Source organism: Methylobacterium sp. C33D, from assembly GCF_053345825.1.
The window spans coordinates 11,586-32,431 of the sequence record NZ_JBKFAV010000041.1; the positions used below are offsets into that span (position 1 = coordinate 11,586).

Consider the following 20,846-nt stretch of genomic DNA (forward strand, 5'->3'; position numbering starts at 1 on the left):
TGCCGAACCGCCACCAAGGCGGCGCTGGAGGAACCATGGCGGCAGAACCGCGACAGCGCGAGCCGTCCGACGCCTACGATCTCCTGATCATCGGCGGCGGCATCAACGGCACGGGCATCGCCCGGGACGCGGCCGGCCGGGGTCTGTCGGTCCTGCTGGCCGAGCGCGGGGACCTAGCCGGCTTCACCTCCTCGTCCTCGACGAAGCTGATCCACGGCGGCCTGCGCTACCTCGAGTATTACGAGTTCCGCCTCGTGCGCGAGGCGCTCGCCGAGCGCGAGCGGCTGCTGCGCCTCGCCCCGCACGTGATCTGGCCCCTGCGCTTCGTCCTGCCCCACGACGAGGGCCTGCGCCCGGCCTGGATGCTGCGGCTCGGCCTGTTCCTCTACGACCACCTCGCGCGGCTGCGCACGCTCCCGGGCTCGCACGGGGTCGACCTGCGCGGTTCCGCCTACGGCGCGCCGCTGCAGCGGCGCCTGAAGCGCGGCTTCGTCTATTCCGACTGCTGGGTCGAGGACAGCCGCCTCGTGGTGCTCAACGCCATGGACGCCCGCGAGCGCGGCGCCACGGTGCTGACCCGCACCGGCGTGGTCTCGGCCCGGCGCGAGGGTGACGGCTGGGTCGCGACGCTGCGCGACGAGCGCGGCGGCGCCGAGCGGACGATCCACGCGAAGGCCGTCGTCAACGCCGCCGGCCCCTGGGTCAGCGAGACGCTGGGCGGCACCCTCGGCATCAACAGCCGCGCGGCGGTGCGGCTGATCAAGGGCAGCCACATCGTGGTCAAGCGCCTGTTCGCGGGCGACCAGGCCTACATCCTGCAGCAGCCCGACAAGCGCATCATCTTCGCGATCCCCTACGAGCGCGACTTCACGCTGATCGGCACCACCGACGTCCCCTACGAGGGCGAGCCCGGCCCGGTCTCGATCTCCGAGAGCGAGACCGACTATCTCTGCGGCTGCATCAACCGCTCCTTCGACACGACGATCACCCCGGCCGACGTGGTCTGGAGCTACTCGGGCGTGCGCCCGCTCTACGACGACGCGGCCGAGAACGCGTCGGCCGTGACCCGCGACTACGTCCTCGACGTGGAGGACCGGGGCGGGGCCGCGGCGGTGCTGTCGGTCTTCGGCGGCAAGATCACGACCTACCGGCGGCTCGCCGAGCACGCGCTCGAGAAGCTGAAGCCCTACTTCCCGCACGTCAAGAAGGCCTGGACCGGCGACGCGGTCCTGCCGGGCGGCGCCATGAAGGACGCCGATTTCGACCAGTTCCTCGCCAAGCTGCGGGCCGAGAAGCCGTTCCTGCCGGAGGAGACCGCCCGCCGGCTCGCCCGCGCCTACGGCACCCGGGCCCGGGACATCGTCGGGACGGCCCAGTCCCTGGCGGATCTCGGCGAGGCCTTCGACGGCGGCCTCACGGCGGCCGAGGTCGATTACCTGCGCACCGAGGAATGGGCGGTGACCGCGGACGACATCCTGTGGCGGCGGTCCAAGCTCGGCCTGCGCACCGGCGCGGAGAGCGCCGCGCGCCTCGCCGCCTACCTCGACCGCAGGGCCGAGGCCGCTTGACGCTTTCGATGACGCTTTCGATTTCGAACCCGATCCGGCGGCAGACCGGTCGGGCCTATCAGGGGAGGGAACGATGAGCCGTTACGTCGGGGCCATCGACCAGGGCACAACCAGCAGCCGCTTCATCGTGTTCGACCGGGAGGGCAGCGTGATCGCGCTCGCCCAGGCCGAGCACGCGCAGATCTACCCGGCTCCCGGCCACGTCGAGCACGACGCCACGGAGATCTGGACGAAGACGCAGGGCGTGATGCGCGAGGCGCTGGAGAAGGGCGGGCTCCAACCGTCCGACCTCGCGGCGGTCGGCATCACCAACCAGCGCGAGACCACGCTGATCTGGGACCGGACGACCGGCAAGCCCCTGCACAACGCCCTGGTCTGGCAGGACACCCGCAACGACCGGCTGGTGGGCGAGTTCGCCCGTGACGGCGGCCGCGACCGGTTCCGCGACCTCACCGGCCTGCCGCTCGCCAGCTATTTCTCGGGCCTCAAGCTGCGCTGGCTGCTCGACCACGTCGAGGGCGCCCGGCAGAAGGCCGAGGCCGGGGACGTGCTGTTCGGCAACATCGACACGTGGCTTGTCTGGAACCTGACCGGCGGCACCGAGGGCGGACTCCACGTCACCGACGTGACCAACGCGAGCCGCACGCAGCTCATGTCGCTCAAGACACTCGACTGGGACGACGGCATGCTGACGACCTTCGGCATCCCGCGGGCGATGCTGCCGAAGATCGTCTCGTCGAGCGAGGTCTACGGCGAGACCCGGGCGCCGTTCGCCGGCGTGCCGATCGCCGGCATCCTGGGCGACCAGCAGGCGGCCCTGTTCGGCCAGACCTGCTTCGCGCCCGGCGAGGCCAAGAACACCTACGGCACCGGCTGCTTCGCGCTGATGAACACCGGCGCGGAGCCGGTCCCGTCGAAGGCCGGCCTCGTCACCACGCTGGCCTACCGCCTCGACGGCCAGAAGCCGGCCTACGCGCTGGAGGGCTCGATCGCCATCACGGGCGCCCTGGTGCAGTGGCTGCGCGACAACCTGCACATGATCAAGGATTCCGCCGAGGTCGAGACGCTCGCCACGACGGTCGAGGACAACGGCGGCGTCTACTTCGTGCCGGCCTTCTCGGGCCTCTACGCGCCGCACTGGAACGAGGGCGCCCGCGGCCTGATCATCGGCCTGACCCGCTACGTCAACCGCGGCCACATCGCCCGCTCGGTGCTGGAGGCGACCGCCTTCCAGACCCGCGAGGTGCTGCAGGCGATGGCGAAGGATTCCGGCATCCCCGTCAAGGAATTGCGGGCCGATGGCGGCATGGTCGCCAACACCACCCTGATGCAGTTCCAGTCCGACCTGCTCGACGTGCCGGTGGTGCGCCCGAAGGTGGCCGAGACGACGGCGCTCGGCGCCGCCTACGCGGCGGGTCTCGCGGTCGGCTACTGGAAGGGCCTCGACGACCTCAAGCGCAACTGGGGCGTCGACAAGCGCTGGACGCCGAAGATGGATGCCGGCCAGCGCGAGAAGATCGCCGCCGCCTGGAGCCGGGCGGTGCAGCGCTCCTTCGACTGGAAGACCGACGAGGATTGAGCGGAGGGCCGTCGGGTTCGTCCGCGCGGCGCGCGGGCCTGACGGCCGCGTGACCGCCTCCATCGCCCACGCGACCGCATCCTGAGCTGCGGCGGAGCCGCCTCGACGGAGGGCTCCGGCCAGCCGCGCGATCCCCGGAGCTCTCCGTCGAGACCTTCGCGGCGCCTCGGCACCTCAGGATGCGGGACGCGGACGGGATCTGCGCCGATACCGGTGACCGCCCCCGGCGGTCACGCGCTCGCCAAAGCTTTGAACGTTCACAAAAAGCAGCGAACGGGGGAGACGAGACGATGACATCACCCTTCCTGGGCGAATTCCTGGGCACGATGACCCTGATCGTGCTCGGCGACGGCGTCGTGGCCGGCGCCCTGCTCAAGCATTCCAAGGGCGAGAATGCCGGCTGGATCGCCATCACGGCGGGCTGGGCCTTCGCGGTCCTCGCCGGCGTCTTCGTCGCCAACGCCACCGGCAGCGCCGACGCCCACATCAACCCGGCCGTCACCGTGGCGGGCGCGGTCAGCTCCGGCGATTTCAGCAAGATCCCGGTCTACATCCCGGCCCAGATGCTCGGCGCCTTCGTGGGCGCCGTGCTGGTCTGGCTGCACTACCTGCCGCACTGGGGTGCGACCCAGGATCCGGGCCTCAAGCTCGCCTGCTTCTGCACCGGTCCGGCGATCCGCGACGCGAAGGCCAACTGGATCTCCGAGATCATCGCGACCTTCTTCCTGATCCTGACGATCTCCGCCCTCGTGACCACGACGCTCGGCTCGGCCGGCGCGATCCCGCGGGCCGTCGCGCCCTACATGGTCGGCATGCTGGTCTGGGGCATCGGCCTGTCGCTCGGCGGGACCACCGGCTACGCCATCAACCCGGCCCGCGACCTGGGGCCGCGCGTGGCCCACGCGGTGCTGCCGATCGCCGGAAAGGGCACCTCCGACTGGGGCTACGCGCTGATCCCGGTGGCCGCGCCCCTGGTCGGAGCGGTACTGGCCGGACTGTTCGTCCGGGTGCTCGGGATCTGACGGAACGGCCGCACCCTCAACCACCGCGGGGCGGCCCGGCGTCGCGGCGGTTTGCGGCGCGCGGCCTGGGGCCTTAAGTCAGGGCGATCCCGACCGCGCCCCTGGGGCGCTTGCCCGCGGTGTGCCCCCGACCCATGGCCGTCGTCCTCGACACCCTGAAGAACGATCCGCGGCCGGTCCGCCTGCGCCACCCCGAGAAGGCGCACCGGCCCGACCAGCCCGTCCAGGCCAAGAAGCCGGACTGGATCCGCGTGAAGGCACCCGGCTCCAGGGCTTGGTCCGAGACGCAGAAGATCGTGCGCGAGCACGGGCTGGTCACGGTCTGCGAGGAGGCGGGCTGTCCGAATATCGGCGAGTGCTGGGAGAAGCGGCACGCCACCTTCATGATCATGGGCGACACCTGCACGCGGGCCTGCGCCTTCTGCAACGTGCGCACCGGCCTGCCCGACGCCCTCGACCTGGGCGAGCCGGACAAGATCGCCGATTCGGTGGCCAAGCTCGGCCTGCACCACGTGGTCATCACCTCGGTGGACCGGGACGACCTGAAGGACGGCGGCGCCGAGCACTTCGCCCGCACCATCGCGGCGATCCGGCGGGCGAGCCCCGGCACGACGGTCGAGATCCTCACGCCCGACTTCCTGCGCAAGGACGGGGCACTCGAGGTCGTGGTCGCCGCCAAGCCGGACGTGTTCAACCACAACCTGGAAACGGTGCCGGCCAAGTACCTCACGGTGCGGCCGGGTGCCCGCTACTTCCACTCGGTGCGCCTGCTGCAGCGGGTGAAGGAGCTCGACCCGACGATCTTCACCAAGTCGGGCATCATGGTCGGGCTCGGCGAGGAGCGGAACGAGGTCCTCCAGCTCATGGACGACCTGCGCTCGGCCGACGTCGACTTCCTCACCGTCGGCCAGTACCTGCAGCCGTCGAAGAAGCACCACGAGGTCGTGCGCTTCGTCCCCCCGGACGAGTTCAAGGCCTACGAGACCACCGCCTACGCCAAGGGTTTCCTGCTGGTCTCGGCCACGCCGCTCACGCGCTCCTCGCACCATGCCGGCGAGGATTTCGCGCGCTTGCAGGCGGCGCGTCTGGCCAAACTGTCGCCCGCGCTCTCGGCCTGAGGATATCCGAAGACCATGCCGTCCTTCCGGGTCACCCGCGCGGTGAAGCACACGCCGCAGCAGATGTACGACCTCGTCGCCGACGTGGAGCGCTACCCCGAGTTCCTGCCGCTCTGCGAATCCCTGCGGGTGATCCGCCGTCAGGACATGCCCGATGGCGGGCAGGTGCTGATCGCCGAGATGGGCGTCGGCTACAAGGCGATCCGCGAGCGCTTCACCACCCGGGTCACCCTCGATCCGGCGAGCTTGAAGATCGTCGCCGAGTATATCGACGGCCCGTTCCGGCACCTGGAGAACCGCTGGCTGTTCAAGGACGGCCCGGACGGCGGCTGCAACGTCGACTTCTTCATCACCTACGAGTTCAAGAGCCGCACCCTGGGGCTCCTCATGGGCACGATGTTCGACCGGGCCTTCCGCAAGTTCACCGACGCCTTCGAGGGGCGGGCGAACCGGATGTACGGCACCGCCTGAGGCGCCCCCTTCGGCGCCGGCGTTCACACGGGCGCGGCGACGCGCCCCCCCAGCGGTTCGCGCTCCCGGACCGTCGCGTCCGATACTCCGCTGCGCGCGCGAACCGCCGGCGATCCGGTAACGACCGCCTAGGTCGGGTGACCGGGTTGACAGCGTCGAGACCTCGCGATCGCGTCCGCATCAATATTTCACAACTCACGCAGCGATCGCGACAGCACTGTATTCGCGATCGGTAGATATTTGTACCTATTATACCCACCAATAAATAGACGATAAACCGCAGACCATGCGCAGGACGGCGTCGCAGCGGCCCTCAGCTTTACAGCTCTGGGGGGCCATGGCAGCAGAACGCACCGGAATCCTGTCGATTCCGTATATTTACTAGCGCATTCGGGATCTGATCATGACCTATCGGGAGGCGTTACTCGCCATTCCTCTGTCGGCGGCTGCCCTGATCACGCTGACGGCCTGCAACAGCACCGGCACGGCTTCGAGCGGAGGCGCGGCCCCGACGGCGGCCGCCGCGAGCGCCGTACCGGTGGCGCTGGCCGAGGACCGCTTCGGCCCGTCCTTCATCCACGCTCACCTCAAGGTCAGGCGCACGACGGTCGATCAGGTCCTGGCGCTGTACGGCCCACCGGCGAGCCGGGACAACGTCGCCTCCCCGTCGGGCGACCGGAGCGTCATGACCTATATCCGGCCCGAGGCGGTCAAGGCCGGGGTCGGCGACACGCTGGGCGCCATCGCGTCCCTGACGCCGCTCGGTTCGCGGGCGGGCGAGGCGCTCTATCGCGCCGGCAACAGCGTCAACGATGTCGAGACGATCGCCGCCGCCTCCGCGGCCTCGTCCGCCAGGGCCCGGGGCGCCGGCAATCGGTTGGAGCTGGTCTTCGTGAACGGCCGGCTGGCCGACTGGCACCTGCTGTAGCCCGGGTGTCATCGCCCCGCCGGACCGGCGGGGCGTCCGGTCAGGCCCGCAGCGGCGGGCGCACGTGCTCGGGCCGCACGCCCATCCCGATCATCCGCGCCGGCAGGACCTGGAGCCGCGGCAGGGCGTCGAGGAGGCGCAGGGCGAGCGGCGCCCGGAACGGCGCGTCGGCCGCCAGCGACGCGGCGATCACGCGGGACTGGATCATCCGCTGCAGCGCCTGCGTGGCCCGCACCGGGAACATCCGCCGGGCCTGGACCCGGGCGAGGTCGGCCTCCGCGAGGCGCCCCGCCCGCAGGGGCTCGGCCAGGAGATTGGCCGCCGCCACCGCGTCCTGGATCGCGAGGTTGATCCCGACGCCGCCAACCGGCGACATGGCGTGCGCGGCGTCGCCGATGCACATCAGGCCCGGCCGATGCCAGCGGTCGAGCCGGTCGACCGTGACCGTCAGGAGCTTGACGTCGTCCCAGCCGGCGATGGCGTCGGTGCGGTCGGCCAGGAACGGGGCGATCTGGGCCACCGCGGCCCGGAAGGCCGGCAGGCCCTTCGCCCGGAGCGCGGCGTCGCCGCCCTTCGGCACCACGTAGGCGCATTGCCACGCGTCGCCCCGGTCGAGGGTGATCAGGATCCGTCCCGGCCCGAACCGCCCCGCCGCCGCCTCCGGGTCCCCGTCGCGGCGCGGCAGGCGGAACCAGAGCACGTCGATCGGCGCGCCGAAGGCCCGGGGCGCGAAGCCCGCTCGCGCGCGCATCCGCGAGTGACGGCCATCCGCGCAGAGCACGAGGTCGGACCGGATCTCGACCGGGCCGTCCGGCCCCGCGGCGCGCACGCCCGCGACCCGCCCCTCCGCCTCGATCAGGTCCTGCGCCTCGGTGCGGCGGATCAGGCGGAACGCCGGGTAGCGGGCGGCCTCGCCGGCCAGGAAATCCAGGAAGTCCCATTGCGGCATGAAGGACATGAAGCGGTTCCGGGTCGGCAGCCGGCTGAAATCGGCGACCCGGTAGCTGCGCCCGTCGACGACGCCGGAGAAGCTCTCGACGCGGCGCTGGGGGAGGGCGCGGAAGCGCTCGGTGAAGCCCAGTTCGTCCATCAGGTCGAGGGTGGAGGGATGGATGGTGTCGCCGCGGAAGTCGCGCAGGAAGTCGGCGTGCTTCTCCAGCACGGTGACCTCGAGGCCCGCGCGGGCGAAGAGCAGGCCGGCCATCATCCCGGCGGGGCCGCCGCCGACGATGCAGAGGCGGGTCGTCACCGTGTCCATGGGGCCCTCCTTCCCGTACCGTGATCAGTCGCCGAGAGCGTCCTCCAGCAGACCGAGCGCGTCGGCCACGGCGGCGCGGCGGATTCCCGTCCGCCCGAGATCGCCGTAGCGCCGCTCCAGATGGCGCGTCTCGCCATCCCGCCGGCCGAGGCCGAAATGCACCAGCCCGACGGGCTTCTCGGCACTCCCGCCCCCGGGGCCGGCGATGCCGGTGATCGACACCGCGACGGAGGCGCGCGACGCCGCGAGCGTCCCGGCGGCCATCGCCCGCGCCACGGGCTCGCTGACCGCGCCGTGCCGGCGGATGAGGTCCATGGGGACGCCGATGGCCTCGGCCTTGGCCTCGTTCGAGTAGGTGACGAAGCCGCGCTCCAGGACGGCCGACGAGCCCGGCACCGCGGTGAGCAGGCCGGCCACGAGGCCGCCCGTGCAGGATTCGGCGGTCGCGACGGTCAGCCCCGCCGCCGCGTAGGCCGCCACGAGCGCCTCGGCCCGGGCGAGAAGCTCTGCGTCGTCGACCATGGCGAACGGGCTCCCCCGGGGCGGCTGCGCCCTATCTGGTGGTTGTGGCCCATGGCCGAGCCCGGCTCAAGGACCGGCGGCCGCCGATCGGAGACACCCTTTCCATGATCTTCCCCGCGACCACGGCCTTCTACGCCGGGCTGCTCGCTCTCGTGTATCTGGGCCTCTCGGGTTGGGTGATCGGGGCCCGCGTCTCCGAGAACGTGCTGCTCGGCGACGGCGGCGACGACACGGTCCTCAAGCGCGTGCGCTCGCACGCCAATTTCGCCGAGTACGTGCCGCTGGCCCTGATCGTCATCGGCCTGCTCGAGGCGAGCGGCGGCAGTCACGGGCTGGTTCGGGCGCTGCTGGTCGCCCTGCTGGCCGCCCGGATCCTGCACCCGATCGGGATGTTCGCGCCCCCGAACTCGCCGCGCCAGTTCGCCTGCCGGGGCGGCGGCATCCTTCTGACGATGGCGGCCCTGGGCGTCGCGGCGATCGCGCTGCTGGTGCGGGTGGCCTGAGACCGAGCGCGACGCGCGCCCCTCTCCCGCTCGGGAGGGGGAACCGCGCCGGGTCCCGAAGCCGCTCAGCCCTGCCGCATCGCGGTCTCGGCCTGCGCGTCGAGGGCGGGGCCGTCCTCCTCGGGCAGCCGGACCGTCGCGGCCGCCTGGGCGGCGAGCCCCTCGGCCCGGCCGACGAAGCCGAGCTTCTCGGTGGTCGTCGCCTTGATGGAGACCGCCGAGAGCGGGACGCCCGCGATGGCGGCGATGCGCGCGCGGATCTCCTCGCGGTGCTTGCCGATGCGGGGCGCCTCGGCGAGCACGGTGATGTCGAGATGATCGATGCGGCCGCCACGGGCGCGGACGAGGTCGCAGGCATGGGCCAGGAACTGGTCCGAGGCGGCTCCGCGCCAGCGCTCGTCGGAGGGCGGGAAGTGGGTGCCGATATCGCCGTCCGCAATGGCGCCGAGCAGGGCGTCGGTCAGGGCGTGCAGCGCCACGTCGCCGTCGGAATGGGCGAGCACGCCGCGGTCGGCCGGGATCTTCACGCCGCCGAGCCAGACATGGTCGCCGGTGGTGAAGGCGTGCACGTCGAAGCCGGTGCCGAGGCGGGTCACGTAGGTGGTCATGGCGCGGGCTCCCGGCGCTGGCAATGCGGTGGTCTCGATCGCGAAGGCGCGGTCCGCCTCGATCAGGTCGGCGGGCTGGGTGATCTTGCGGTTGGCGATGTCGCCCGCGAACACCACCACCGGCAGCCCGGCCCATTCGGCGAGGGCGCCGTCGTCGGTGAAACCGTCGAGGCCCTGCGCGGCGGCGTCCCGGTGGCCCTTGAGCAGCGGGCCGAAGGCGAAGGCCTGGGGCGTCTGGACCGCGCGCAGGTGCTCCCGCGGCGGCGTCTCGTGCACCCGGCCGATGCCCGGGGCGATGTCGACGACGCGCTTGACCGTGTCGGTCACCGGCACGCCCGGAACGGCCGCGCCGTGGTCGCGCCCGGCCGCGATCGCCCGGGCGATCAGCGCGGAATCCACGTAGGGGCGGGCGGCATCGTGGACGAGCACGATCTCGGGCGCGTCGCCGGCGGCCAGGGCCTCGAGACCGGCGCGCACGGAGAGCTGGCGCGTCGCGCCGCCCTCGACCGGCGGCGTGATCTTGGCGCGGATCGCGGGCGCGAGTTCCTCCAGGCAGCTGCGGAAGAACGCCGCCGCGTCGGCGGCGATCACCGGCTGGATCCGCGCGATCGCGTCGTCCGCCGCGAGCGCCGCCAGGGTGCGGGTCAGGACCGCCTGCCCGCCGACCCGGCGGTACTGCTTGGGGGTGCCGCCGCCGATGCGGATGCCGCGGCCGGCCGCCACCACCACCGCGGCGACGCCGGCTCCCGCGCTGGCGGGTCCGGTGGCTGGCGTGCCGGTGGCGGGCATGGGCGGCGAACTCGCGACGTCCTGAGGGGCGGAGGGGCGGCCGGCGCGCGGGCCAGCAGTGCCGGCGTCACCCTGCCGCGAAGGGTGCCCGTCGTTTAAGCGGGGGAGGGCCCGAAATCAACGCGCGGTCCCGCTTGCCAGCGGACCGGCCTTGCCTCATTGTTGTGCAGAATGACGACTGACCATTATTTGAGCGCGCTCGGCCGCGCCGGAGCGACCGCGGAAGGGGCGAACCCCGCCCCGCTCTGCCTGCTCGCCCCGCTCTCGGGCGTCACCGACCTGCACATGCGCCGCGTCGCCCGCCGCTGCGGCGCCGACGCGGTCGTCTCCGAGATGGTCGCGGCCCGGGAACTCACCCGCGGGTCCGGCGAGGCGACGCTGCGCGCCGAGGGGTCGGGCGTCGACCTGCACGTGGTCCAGCTCGCCGGCTGCGAGGCGGGCCCGATGGCGGAGGCCGCCCGGCTCGCGGAGGCCGGGGGCGCCCACGTGATCGACGTCAACATGGGCTGCCCGGCCAAGATCGTGACGGGGATCGCCTCGGGCTCGGCGCTGATGCGCGACCTCGACCACGCCGAGCGCCTCCTCGCCGCGGTCCGGGGCGCGGTGTCGGTCCCGGTGACGGTGAAGATGCGCCTCGGCTGGGACGACGCGCGCCGCAACGCCGCGGATCTCGCCGCCCGGGCCGAGCGCCTGGGCCTGAACGCCGTGACCGTCCACGGGCGGACCCGGCAGCAATTCTACAAGGGCAGCGCCGACTGGGCGGCGATCCGCGCCGTCGTCGCGGCGGTGTCGATCCCGGTGATCGCCAACGGCGACGTGACCGACCTCGCCAGCGCCCGCGCCTGCCTGGACGCCTCGGGCGCCGCGGGGGTCATGATCGGCCGCGCGGCGACCGGCCGCCCCTGGCTGGTCGGGCAGGTCGCCGCGGCGCTCGCGGGGCGGCCCGCCGCGGAGCCGTCCCGGGCCGAGCAGGCCGCCCTCGCCGCGGAGCACTACGCGGGGCTGCTGTCGCTCTACGGCCGCGACATGGGCGTGCGCCACGCCCGCAAGCACCTCGCCGCCTACGCAGAGACCGGCGGCGCGCTGAGCCCCGCGGAGCGCGCGACTCTCCTCACCACGACCGATCCGGGGATCGCGCTGACCCTGCTGGCCCGGGCCTTCGCGGGCGCGGCGAACCCCGTCCAGGAGGCCGCGTGACCGACGAGCCCCTCCCGCGCGAGCCCGGCACCCGGCGCGACACCGCCGCCGAGGCCGTGCTGAACGCGCTGCCGCTGCCGGTCCTGACCATCGGCGCCGACGAGCAGATCCTCCACTGCAACCACGCCGCGGAGGCGTTCTTCGACTACTCGGCGCGGCTGATGCAGCGCCGGCGGCTGCGCGACATCATCCCCTTCGCCTCGCCGATCATCGCGCTCGTGGCCGAGGTCCGGCGCCGCCGCGCCAGCGTCAGCGAGTACCGGGTCGAGCTGACCCAGCCGCGCCTCGGCCTGGAGCGCAGCGTCGACGTGTTCGCGACGCCGCTCGGCGACGACGGCGACGCCGTGGTGATGATGCTCCAGGAGCGCACCATCGCCGACAAGATGAACCGCCAGCTCACCCATCGCGGCGCGGCGCGCTCGATGGTGGCGCTCGGCGCGATGCTGGCCCACGAGATCAAGAACCCGCTGGCGGGCATCCGGGGCGCGGCGCAGCTCCTGGAGAGCACCGGCGCCGAGGAGGACCGGCTGCTCACCCGCCTGATCTGCGACGAGTCGGACCGGATCGTCCGCATCGTCGAGCGCATGGAGCTGTTCGGCGACGAGCGCCCCTCGGATCGCGGCGCCGTCAACGTCCACGGGGTGCTCGACCAGGTGAAGCGCTCGGCGCAGTCGGGCTTCGCGCGGCACATCCGGTTCATCGAGACCTACGACCCGTCGCTGCCGCCGGTGCTCGGCAACCGCGACCAGCTGATCCAGGTGATCCTGAACCTCGTGAAGAACGCCGCCGAGGCGATCGGCCCGGACGCGGTCGAGGGCGAGATCACCCTGTCGACCGCCTTCCGCACCGGCCTGCGCCTGCAGGTCCCGGGCTCGCGGGAGCGGGTCAGCCTGCCGATCGAGGTGGCGGTGCGCGACAACGGCCCGGGCATCTCGGCCGACCTGCTGCCCGACCTGTTCGACCCGTTCGTCACCACCAAGGCGCAGGGCTCCGGCCTGGGTCTTGCTTTGGTGGCCAAGATCGTCGGCGATCACGGCGGGATCGTCGAGTGCGATCCCGCCCCGCGCCGCACGGCGTTCCGCATCCTTCTGCCGATGTCGAGTGCCCGGGACGGGCGCGAATCGGCGGTCGATCCGTGATGTCGATCCCCGAATCCGGCCCCCGTCGGAGGTCTGAGTAGAGAGTCATGCCGAACGGCCACATCATCGTCGCCGACGACGACGCCGCCATCCGCACCGTGCTGAACCAAGCGCTGTCCCGGGCGGGCTACGAGGTCCGCTCGACGGGCAACTGCGCCACCCTCTGGCGCTGGGTCGCGCAGGGGGAGGGCGATCTCGTCATCACCGACGTGGTCATGCCCGACGAGAACGTGTTCGACCTGCTGCCGCGCATCAAGCGGGTGCGGCCGGAGCTGCCGATCATCGTCATGAGCGCGCAGAACACCTTCATGACGGCGATCCGCGCCTCGGAGCGGGGCGCCTACGAGTACCTGCCGAAGCCCTTCGACCTCAAGGAGCTGATCGCCATCGTGGGCCGGGCGCTCTCGCGCCCCCGCGGCGCGGCGCCGGCCGGGGCGCCCCCCGAGAATGAGGACATCCCGCTGGTCGGCCGCTCGCCGGCCATGCAGGAGATCTACCGGGCGCTCGCCCGGCTGATGCCGACCGACCTGACCGTGATGATCACCGGCGAGTCCGGCACCGGCAAGGAGCTGGTCGCCCGGGCGCTGCACGATTACGGCCGCCGCCGCACCGGCCCGTTCGTGCCGGTGAACATGGCGGCGATCCCGCGCGACCTGATCGAGTCCGAGCTGTTCGGCCACGAGAAGGGCGCCTTCACGGGGGCGCTCCAGCGCTCCGCCGGCCGGTTCGAGCAGGCCGAGGGCGGCACGCTGTTCCTCGACGAGATCGGCGACATGCCCATGGAGGCGCAGACCCGGCTGCTGCGCGTGCTGCAGCAGGGCGAGTACACGACGGTGGGCGGGCGCGTCCCGATCCGCACCAACGTCCGGATCATCGCGGCCACCAACAAGGACCTGCGGGTCTCGATCCAGCAGGGCATCTTCCGCGAGGACCTGTTCTTCCGCCTCAACGTCGTGCCGCTGCGGCTGCCGGCCCTGCGCGAGCGCTCGGAGGACGTGCCGGACCTCGTCCGCCACTTCTTCGTTCTGGTCGAGCGCGAGGGCCTGACTCGCAAGACCCTCGACGGCGACGCGATGGAGCGGCTGAAGCGCTACCGCTGGCCCGGAAACGTCCGCGAGCTCGAGAACTTGGTCCGGCGGCTCGCCGCCCTCTACCCGCAGGAGACGATCACCGGCCCGGTGATCGAGGCCGAGCTCGACACGCTGCCGCTGGCGACGCCCGCGACCCCGGCCGCCAACGGCGCCGCCCGCAAGGCCAACGGCGAATCGGAGACCCTGTCCAGCGCGGTGGAGCGGCACCTCTCGGACTATTTCTCCGGCTATCGCGACACGCTGCCGCCCCCCGGGCTGTACCACCGGATCCTGCGGGAGATCGAGGGACCGCTGATCGGCGCGGCGCTCGCCGCCACCCGCGGCAACCAGATCCGGGCCGCGGAGCTGCTCGGCGTCAACCGCAACACCCTGCGCAAGAAGGTCCGCGACCTCGACCTGCAGGTTTTCCGGACGGCGCGGTAGGGCGGTCCACGGCCGATCGGCCCGATTCCCCGTCGCGCCGCGCGCCGAGCGCCGCGCGATGAGACCCGGAACGGGGTGAGCGCGATCCGGCCCGCCGTCAGCGGCCCGGCAGGATCGGGTCGCCGCGCATCAGCGCGTGCAGCCGCTCCGTGTCGAACCCGTTCGGGATGCTGGGCACGGCCGGCTTCGGCGCGGGCGCGGCCTTCGCCGGGGCCGGGATCGACCCCGTCGCCGACGGCTCGGCCTGGGCGGCACGGACCACCGGCGCCGGCGCCAGATGGGCGAGCCGGTCGGCGCTGACGAGGGCGACGGTCGCCGTCGAGACGAGGACGAGGACGGCGCCGAGAAGGGAACGCAGGATACGCACGCGACGACCCGGGGCGCGACTTGAGACGGCAACAGATTTACGGCGCGGCCGTTAACGAAGCCCCACTCCAAGTCTTCGGGAGGCGATATTGACCAACGTCCAGGCCACCGCGAGCGACAGCCCGTTCATCCAGGGCCGCAACGCGCGCCTCTACGGGAAGCCCGTGAGCGAATGCCCCTATCCCGAGGGTTCCCAGGAGCGCGCCGCCTGGATGGAGGCCTACGAGGAGGCCGTCGTCTCGGACCCGCCCGAGAAGCCGTGATCGCGGATAACGCGGCGGGCCGGCGCCGGGAGGCCGCGCGTCCGGCTTGACCTCGCCCGGCGCGGCGCGCTTCGTGCGGTGCACCGCAACGCGATCTCCGAGCCTCGATGTCCCTGAAGCCCTCGCCCGACGCCAAGCAGACCTTCGCGCCCGCGACGCGCCTCGTCCACGCGGGCCGTGACCCGGGCGAGCAGCACGGCTTCGTGAACACGCCGATCTACCGCGGCTCCACGGTCCTCTACCCGAGCTACGACGCGATCAAGAACCGGCGCGGCCGCTACAATTACGGGACCTCGGCGACGCCGACGATGGACTCGCTGACGGAGGCGTGGACGGAACTCGCCGGCGCCGCCGGCACCGTCGTGACGCCCTCCGGCCTCGCGGCGCTCACCGTCGCGCTGATGGCCGCGGTCTCGGCGGGCGACCACCTCCTCGTCACCGATTCCGCCTACCGGCCGACCCGCCAGTTCTGCGACGGCGTGCTGGCGCGCTACGGCGTCGAGGTGACCTACTACGACCCGGTCATCGGGGCCGGCATCGCGGATCTGATGCGCCCGAATACCCGGGCCGTGCTGGTCGAGGCGCCCGGCTCGCAGAGCTTCGAGATGCAGGATATCCCGGCCATCGCCGAGGTCGCGCACGCCCACGACGCCTGCGTGATCATGGACAACACCTGGGCGACGCCGCTGCTGTTCCCGCCGCACGCGCGCGGGGTCGACATCGCCGTGGAGGCGGGCACCAAGTACCTGAGCGGCGGCTCGGACCTGCTGATCGGCCTGACCTCCGCGAACGCGCGCTACTACCCGGCCGTGCGCCGCACCTTCGACCATTTCGCCATGTGCGCCGGCGCCGAGGACATCTTCCTGGCACTGCGCGGCCTGCGGACCATGTCCCTGCGGCTGCGCGAGCACGGACGCGCCGGTCTGGAGATGGCCCGATGGTTCCAGGCGCGGCCCGAGGTGCTGCGGGTGCTGCATCCCGGCCTGCCCGAGGATCCCGGCCACACGATCTGGAAGCGCGACTTCTCCGGCGCCTCGGGCCTGTTCGGGGTGATCCTCAAGCCGGTGCCGGAGGCGGCGGTGGCCGCCATGCTGGACGGGCTGCAGCTCTTCGGGATGGGCTTCTCCTGGGGCGGCTTCGAGAGCCTCGTGATCCCGTTCGACTGCGCCGGCTACCGGACCGCAACCCGGTGGGCCCCCGGCGGACCGGCGCTCCGCTTCCACATTGGCCTCGAGGACACCGCCGACCTCAAGGCCGACCTCGACGCCGGTTTCGCGCGCCTCCGGGCGGCGTCCTAGGGCGGGACGGGGCCGGGCGCCGCGCTCCGGGCGGCCCCGTCCCGGACAGGTGAGGATCGGGGCGCCTGAGATCCCGGTCGCGGCGAGAGCGCCGTATTTGACCTCGCGGCGCGTTCCTGATTGACCGGCCCGGCATGACCACGAGCCTCTCCGCCGGCGGCGCGCCGCGCCTTGCCCCCGTCGACCGGATCGGTCGCGGGCTCGACGCGCTGAGCCTCACCCATGCCAGGGCCGTCGCCGCCCTTCTGGCGCTGTGCCTGATCCTGTTCCTGCCGGGCCAGATCTCGCTGCAGCCGATGGACCGGGACGAGCCCCGGTTCGCCCAGGCCTCGAAGCAGATGCTGGAGAGCGGCGACCTCGTGGATATCCGCTTCCAGGGGGAAGCGCGGCACAAGAAGCCGGTGGGGATCTACTGGGCGCAGGCCGCCGCCGTGGCGGCCGGCGAGGCGCTGGGCGTGCCCGGCGCCCGCACCCAGATCGCCCTGTACCGCATCCCCTCGCTGATCGGCGCCGTCGCCTCGGTGCTGCTCGCCTACTGGGCGGCGCTCGCCTTCCTGCCGCGACGGTCGGCGCTGCTGGCGGCCGCCCTCTACGGCGCCTGCCTGATGCTCTCGGCCGAGGCCCACCTCGCCAAGACCGACGCGCTGCTCGCCGCCTGCGCCACCGCGAGCCTCGCCGCGCTCGCCCGCGCGTGGCTGGCGCCGCGGGACGGCGGGCCGGTCTCGGGACCGACCTTCGCGGCGTTCTGGCTCGGGATGGCGGTCGGGATCCTGGTGAAGGGGCCGATGGTGCCGCTGTTCGTCGCGCTTCCGGCGCTCGGCCTGTCGCTCGCGGCGCGGTCCGGCCGCTGGCTCCTGCCCCTGCGGCCGTGGCCGGGCGTCGCCCTCACGCTGCTGCTGGTGGCGCCCTGGTTCGCGGCGATCGCCTGGAAGAGCGGCGGCGCCTTCTACGCCGAGGCGGTCGGGCACGACATGCTCGGCAAGGTCGGCGGGGCGGCGGAGCGGCACTGGGGACCGCCCGGGGCCTACGCCCTCGTGTTCTTCGCGACCTTCTGGCCGGCGGCTTCCTTCACCGCCATGAGCCTGCCCTTCGCGTGGCGGGCGCGGCGGGAGGCCGCCCCGGCCTTCCTCATCGCCGCGGTGCTGCCGGCGTGGCTGATCTTCGAGGCGGTCCCGACCAAGCTGCCCCACTACGTGCTGCCGCTGATGCCCTGGCTGGCGATCCTGACCGTGGTGGCGCTGGAGCGGGGCGCGCTTGACCCCCGCCTGCGGGGCGCGCGCCTGACGGCCCTGCTGTTGCCGGCGATCCCGGTCGCCCTGACCCTCGGCCTCTGCCTCGCCGGCTGGCGGCTCGACGCCCACACGATCCCGTGGCCGGCCCTCCCGCTGCTCGCCGCCGCCTGCGCGGTCGCATTCCTGGCCTGGCTCGCCTTCGCGCAGGGTTCGGCCGAGCGCGCCCTCGTCCTGGGGGTCCTGGCCTCCGTCCTGCTCGGACCGGCGGTGCTGGGCGTGGCGCAGCGCTCGCTGCCGGCGCTGAAGGTCTCGCCGCGGCTCGCGGCCCTGCGCGACCGGATGCCGTGCGCGAACCCGCTCGTGGCGAGCCTCGGCTACCGCGAGCCCAGCCTCGTCTTCCTGATCGGCACCGGCCTCGCCCTGCCGCCCGACGGGGCCGCCGCCCGGTCCTTCCTCGAGGGCGGCGGCTGCCGCCTGCTCTACGTGGAGTCGCGCGAGCGCGACGACTTCAACGCGGCCTGGCCGGTGGGCCGCGGCGCGCCCGCGCCCCTGGCGGAGGTCGAGGGCTTCAACCTCAACACCGGCCGCCGGGTCTTCGTGACGGCCTACGCGGTGGCCCCGTGAGCGCATCCCCGCATCTCAGCGTCGTCGTGCCGGTCAAGAACGAGGCCGGCAACATCGCCCCCCTGGTGGCCGAGATCGAGGCCGCCTGCGCGGATCTCGCCTTCGAGCTGATCTACGTGGATGACGGCTCCACCGACGGCACGCCGGCGGCGCTGGCGGCGGCCCGGACGGGGCGCCCCTGGCTGCGGGTGCTGCGCCACGCGCGGAGCGGCGGCCAGTCGGCGGCGGTGCGCAGCGGCGTCCTGGCGGCCCGCGGCGGGATCGTCGCGACCCTCGACGGCGACGGCCAGAACGATCCGGCCTTCATCCCCACGCTGCTCGCGGCCCTGGAGGCGGCGGGACCGGGGGCCGGCCTCGCCCAGGGCCAGCGGCGCGGCCGCAAGGACGGCCGCTTCAAGATGCTCCAGTCCCGGATCGCCAACGGCGTGCGCGGCCGGATCCTCAACGACTCCACCCGCGACACCGGCTGCGGCCTGAAGGTCTTCCGCCGCGCCGTGTATCTCAGGCTGCCGTACTTCGACGCGCTCCACCGGTTCATGCCGGCGCTGGTCGCCCGCGAGGGCTTCTCGGTCGTCCACCGCGACGTGGTCGACCGGCCGCGGCTGACGGGCGTGTCGAACTACGGCCTGTTCGACCGCCTCTGGGTCGGGCTCCTCGATCTCGCCGGCGTCTGGTGGCTGATCCGGCGCAAGCGCGCGGATCCGCGGCCCGAGGAGGTCGCCGGCCCGACCGGCGCGTCGGCGGAGCCGCCGGCCGGCCAACCCGCGGACCAGGACGTCGGATGCTGATCCAGCTCGCCCACGATCTGCCGGCCTATTTCTACGACGTGTTCGTCACCCGGCTCGACTTCTGGCTGGTGTTCGGCATCGTCGCCCAGGTGGTGTTCGGATCGCGCTTCATCCTGCAATGGATCGCGAGCGAACGGGCCGGGCGGAGCGTGATGCCGCTGTCGTTCTGGTTCCTGTCGATCCTCGGCGGGATGATGACGCTGGTCTACGGGTTCGTGCGCCGCGAGCCGGTGATCATCATCGGCCAGGGCCTCTCCACCGGCATCTACCTGCGCAACCTCGCGCTGATCTTCCGCGAGCGGCGGCGGAAGCGGGGCGCCGCATGACACGGACGCCGCTGCCCGCCTTCTACGACGATCTCGACGCCGCCTTCGCGGAACTCTGGCGGCTGCTCGCGGACGGCGCCGCCCATGGCCGTGGCGGCCTCCACCTGCCGGCCCTGGCGACGGTCGGGGCCGATGGCGGGCCGCGGCTGCGCACCGTGGTCCTGCGCGCCGCCGACCCGGCCGAGGGAACGCTCCGGTTCCACTGCGACCGCCGCTCCGACAAGGCCTCCGAGATCCTGGCCGATCCCGCCTGCGCCCTCGCCGCCTACGACGCGGCGGCGAAGATCCAGATCCGCGTCGAGGGTCGCGCCGCGCTGCACACCGACGACGCGCTGGCCGAGGCCGCCTGGACGGGGTCCCGGGCGATGAGCCGGGTGTGCTACGGGGCGCAGCCCGGTCCCGGCACGGCGCTGCCGGCGGGCGGCGCCTACAGCCTTCCGGACGAGACCGCGGCCGCGACGCTCGGCAGGCCGCACTTCGCCGCCGTTCTCGTCCGGGCCGAGCGCCTGGATCTCCTCTACCTCGACCGACGGGGCCACCGGCGGGCGGCCTGGCACCGTTCGGATGCCGGCTGGCAGGGCGGCTGGCGGGCCCCCTGACGCCGGCGCCGCGGCAGCCCCTCCAGGCCGCGGGTCGACGGACAGGTCCGCGACAGGTCGGGGCGACCGAGACCGTCGCGGGGCGCATCGGCGAGGTCCGGCGCTTCCGCGCGACCATTCGGGCCGGCTGAAACCGGCCGGATGGCAGCCCTGCACCATCCCCCATGACGGCGCCCGGGCCGGCGCGCTAAAGCCCGCGGACCCGGCCTCCCATCCGGGTCGATCGGGAGGACTCCGTGGGCCTCGTCTACGCGCTCGCCGCCTACCTGAGCTGGGGCCTGCTGGTCCCGGTGCATTTCCGGATGCTCGGGGCCTACTCGCCGTACCACATCCTGTCGGAGCGGATCGTCTGGTCGAGCGTGTTCGCCGGCGCGCTGGCGCTGATCCTCGCGGCCCGCCACCGCCTCAACCTGCCGCGGCCGCTCCGGAGGCGCCACGCACTGCTGCTGCTCTCGGCGGCGATGATCGGCGTGAACTGGCTGCTCTACCTCCACGCGGTCAGCAGCGGGCACCTGCTCGACGCGAGCCTCGGCTACTACATCAATCCGCTCGTGAGCGTCGCCTTCGGCCGGGTGGTGCTGGGCGAGCGCCTGCGGCCGGCGCAGGCCGTCGCGATCGGCATCGCCGCGACCGGCGTCGCCGCCGCGGTGGTCTGGGCCGGCGAGCTGCCCCTGGTGTCGCTGTCGCTGGCGGTGACCTTCGCGCTCTACGGGCTCGCCCGGAAGATCGTCGGCGTCGACGCGCTGGTCGGCTTCCTGGCCGAGACCCTGCTGCTCCTGCCGGCCGCGGTCGTCTGGCTCGTCCTGTCGCCCGAGCCGTTCCTGCCGGCCGCGCCGGCAGACCGCGCCCTGCTGATGCTCACCGGCCTGACCACCGCGCTGCCGCTGATCTGGTTCGCCGCCGCGGCGGTGCGCCTGCGGCTGACGACCCTGGGCCTCCTGCAGTACGTGGCGCCGACCTGCCTGCTCGTCCTGAGCGTCCTCGTCTACGGCGAGCGCGTCGAGCCGCATCGGGCGCTGATGCTCGCGCTGATCTGGGCGGCGCTCGCGCTCTACACGGTCGACGCCCTGCGATTCCGCCGCCCGCCGGCCGCGGCGGCGCGGTCGGATCCCGACGCGATGCGTGTATAAGGAA

General features: G+C 73.0%; 21 protein-coding genes. 17 read left to right on the forward strand and 4 right to left on the reverse strand.

The genetic code is table 11. From position 1 onward, the window contains the following. Window positions 1–35: 35 nt before the first annotated feature. The 6 genes from glpD (at window position 36) to ACLBXO_RS25750 (ending at window position 6,686) form a co-directional block, all read left to right on the forward strand. A complete protein-coding gene (glpD, locus tag ACLBXO_RS25725; protein ID WP_331318551.1) occupies window positions 36–1,568 on the forward strand; it encodes a glycerol-3-phosphate dehydrogenase in 1,533 nt (510 codons plus the stop codon). A 73-nt stretch (window positions 1,569–1,641) separates the two neighbouring features. Continuing rightward, window positions 1,642–3,147 carry a glycerol kinase GlpK gene (gene glpK / locus ACLBXO_RS25730; protein WP_447687164.1) on the forward strand — a complete coding sequence of 502 codons (1,506 nt, stop codon included), beginning with the start codon at window positions 1,642–1,644 and terminating at the stop codon, window positions 3,145–3,147. Between the two features lie 290 nt (window positions 3,148–3,437). After that, entirely contained in the window at window positions 3,438–4,169 is a 732-nt protein-coding gene (locus tag ACLBXO_RS25735; protein ID WP_331318554.1) for an MIP/aquaporin family protein, read from the forward strand. Between the two features lie 134 nt (window positions 4,170–4,303). Then, entirely contained in the window at window positions 4,304–5,287 is a 984-nt protein-coding gene (lipA, locus tag ACLBXO_RS25740; protein ID WP_447681040.1) for a lipoyl synthase, read from the forward strand. 15 nt (window positions 5,288–5,302) lie between these two features. Further along, the gene (locus tag ACLBXO_RS25745) at window positions 5,303–5,758 is read left to right on the forward strand and encodes a type II toxin-antitoxin system RatA family toxin (RefSeq protein ID WP_331318557.1); all 456 of its coding nucleotides are present in this window, start codon (window positions 5,303–5,305) and stop codon (window positions 5,756–5,758) included. 403 nt (window positions 5,759–6,161) lie between these two features. After that, window positions 6,162–6,686, forward strand: coding sequence for a hypothetical protein (locus tag ACLBXO_RS25750; protein WP_331318559.1), 525 nt, complete (start codon window positions 6,162–6,164; stop codon window positions 6,684–6,686). Window positions 6,687–6,726: 40 nt separating this feature from the next. Here the strand turns inward: ACLBXO_RS25750 and ACLBXO_RS25755 are convergent, their stop codons facing one another. After that, window positions 6,727–7,944, reverse strand: coding sequence for an FAD-dependent oxidoreductase (locus tag ACLBXO_RS25755; RefSeq protein WP_447687165.1), 1,218 nt, complete (start codon window positions 7,942–7,944; stop codon window positions 6,727–6,729). 24 nt (window positions 7,945–7,968) lie between these two features. Beyond that, window positions 7,969–8,466: a CinA family protein gene (locus ACLBXO_RS25760; RefSeq protein WP_447687166.1), complete on the reverse strand. Its 498-nt coding sequence runs from the start codon at window positions 8,464–8,466 to the stop codon at window positions 7,969–7,971. Window positions 8,467–8,570: 104 nt separating this feature from the next. Here ACLBXO_RS25760 and ACLBXO_RS25765 point away from each other — a divergent pair, with 104 nt between their 5' ends. Then, the gene (locus ACLBXO_RS25765; RefSeq protein ID WP_447687167.1) at window positions 8,571–8,969 is read left to right on the forward strand and encodes an MAPEG family protein; all 399 of its coding nucleotides are present in this window, start codon (window positions 8,571–8,573) and stop codon (window positions 8,967–8,969) included. A 65-nt stretch (window positions 8,970–9,034) separates the two neighbouring features. Here the strand turns inward: ACLBXO_RS25765 and ACLBXO_RS25770 are convergent, their stop codons facing one another. Next, window positions 9,035–10,366 carry a bifunctional 2-C-methyl-D-erythritol 4-phosphate cytidylyltransferase/2-C-methyl-D-erythritol 2,4-cyclodiphosphate synthase gene (locus tag ACLBXO_RS25770; RefSeq protein ID WP_447687168.1) on the reverse strand — a complete coding sequence of 444 codons (1,332 nt, stop codon included), beginning with the start codon at window positions 10,364–10,366 and terminating at the stop codon, window positions 9,035–9,037. Between the two features lie 171 nt (window positions 10,367–10,537). Between ACLBXO_RS25770 and dusB the strand changes: the two genes are divergently transcribed. From dusB to ntrC, 3 genes are read left to right on the forward strand one after another with little or no spacing between them, the layout of a single operon-like run. Continuing rightward, window positions 10,538–11,563 carry a tRNA dihydrouridine synthase DusB gene (gene dusB, locus ACLBXO_RS25775; protein WP_447687169.1) on the forward strand — a complete coding sequence of 342 codons (1,026 nt, stop codon included), beginning with the start codon at window positions 10,538–10,540 and terminating at the stop codon, window positions 11,561–11,563. Beyond that, a complete protein-coding gene (locus ACLBXO_RS25780; protein WP_331318567.1) occupies window positions 11,560–12,702 on the forward strand; it encodes a two-component system sensor histidine kinase NtrB in 1,143 nt (380 codons plus the stop codon). The genes dusB and ACLBXO_RS25780 overlap by 4 nt, the downstream gene beginning before the upstream one ends. 47 nt (window positions 12,703–12,749) lie before the next feature. Continuing rightward, window positions 12,750–14,216, forward strand: coding sequence for a nitrogen regulation protein NR(I) (gene ntrC / locus ACLBXO_RS25785; protein ID WP_331318568.1), 1,467 nt, complete (start codon window positions 12,750–12,752; stop codon window positions 14,214–14,216). 97 nt (window positions 14,217–14,313) lie between these two features. Here the strand turns inward: ntrC and ACLBXO_RS25790 are convergent, their stop codons facing one another. Next, the gene (locus tag ACLBXO_RS25790) at window positions 14,314–14,583 is read right to left on the reverse strand and encodes a hypothetical protein (RefSeq protein WP_273563933.1); all 270 of its coding nucleotides are present in this window, start codon (window positions 14,581–14,583) and stop codon (window positions 14,314–14,316) included. Between the two features lie 88 nt (window positions 14,584–14,671). Here ACLBXO_RS25790 and ACLBXO_RS25795 point away from each other — a divergent pair, with 88 nt between their 5' ends. From ACLBXO_RS25795 to rarD, 7 genes are all read left to right on the forward strand, one after another. Then, the gene (locus tag ACLBXO_RS25795; RefSeq protein ID WP_012319140.1) at window positions 14,672–14,845 is read left to right on the forward strand and encodes a ribosome modulation factor; all 174 of its coding nucleotides are present in this window, start codon (window positions 14,672–14,674) and stop codon (window positions 14,843–14,845) included. Between the two features lie 107 nt (window positions 14,846–14,952). Further along, window positions 14,953–16,143: a cystathionine beta-lyase gene (gene metC / locus ACLBXO_RS25800; protein ID WP_331318569.1), complete on the forward strand. Its 1,191-nt coding sequence runs from the start codon at window positions 14,953–14,955 to the stop codon at window positions 16,141–16,143. Window positions 16,144–16,277: 134 nt separating this feature from the next. Next, a complete protein-coding gene (locus ACLBXO_RS25805) occupies window positions 16,278–17,999 on the forward strand; it encodes an ArnT family glycosyltransferase (protein ID WP_331318570.1) in 1,722 nt (573 codons plus the stop codon). Next, on the forward strand, window positions 17,996–18,787 hold the full coding sequence (locus ACLBXO_RS25810; RefSeq protein WP_447687170.1) for a glycosyltransferase family 2 protein: 792 nt from the start codon (window positions 17,996–17,998) through the stop codon (window positions 18,785–18,787). Before ACLBXO_RS25805 ends, ACLBXO_RS25810 begins: the two co-directional genes overlap by 4 nt. Beyond that, window positions 18,781–19,113 (forward strand): lipid-A-disaccharide synthase N-terminal domain-containing protein, encoded by a 333-nt coding sequence (locus tag ACLBXO_RS25815; RefSeq protein WP_012319136.1) that lies wholly within the window; start codon window positions 18,781–18,783, stop codon window positions 19,111–19,113. Before ACLBXO_RS25810 ends, ACLBXO_RS25815 begins: the two co-directional genes overlap by 7 nt. Continuing rightward, a complete protein-coding gene (locus ACLBXO_RS25820) occupies window positions 19,110–19,712 on the forward strand; it encodes a pyridoxamine 5'-phosphate oxidase family protein (RefSeq protein ID WP_447687171.1) in 603 nt (200 codons plus the stop codon). The genes ACLBXO_RS25815 and ACLBXO_RS25820 overlap by 4 nt, the downstream gene beginning before the upstream one ends. Window positions 19,713–19,948: 236 nt before the next feature. Next, complete coding sequence (rarD, locus tag ACLBXO_RS25825; protein ID WP_331318573.1) at window positions 19,949–20,842, forward strand: EamA family transporter RarD; 894 nt, start codon at window positions 19,949–19,951, stop codon at window positions 20,840–20,842. Window positions 20,843–20,846: the final 4 nt, after the last annotated feature.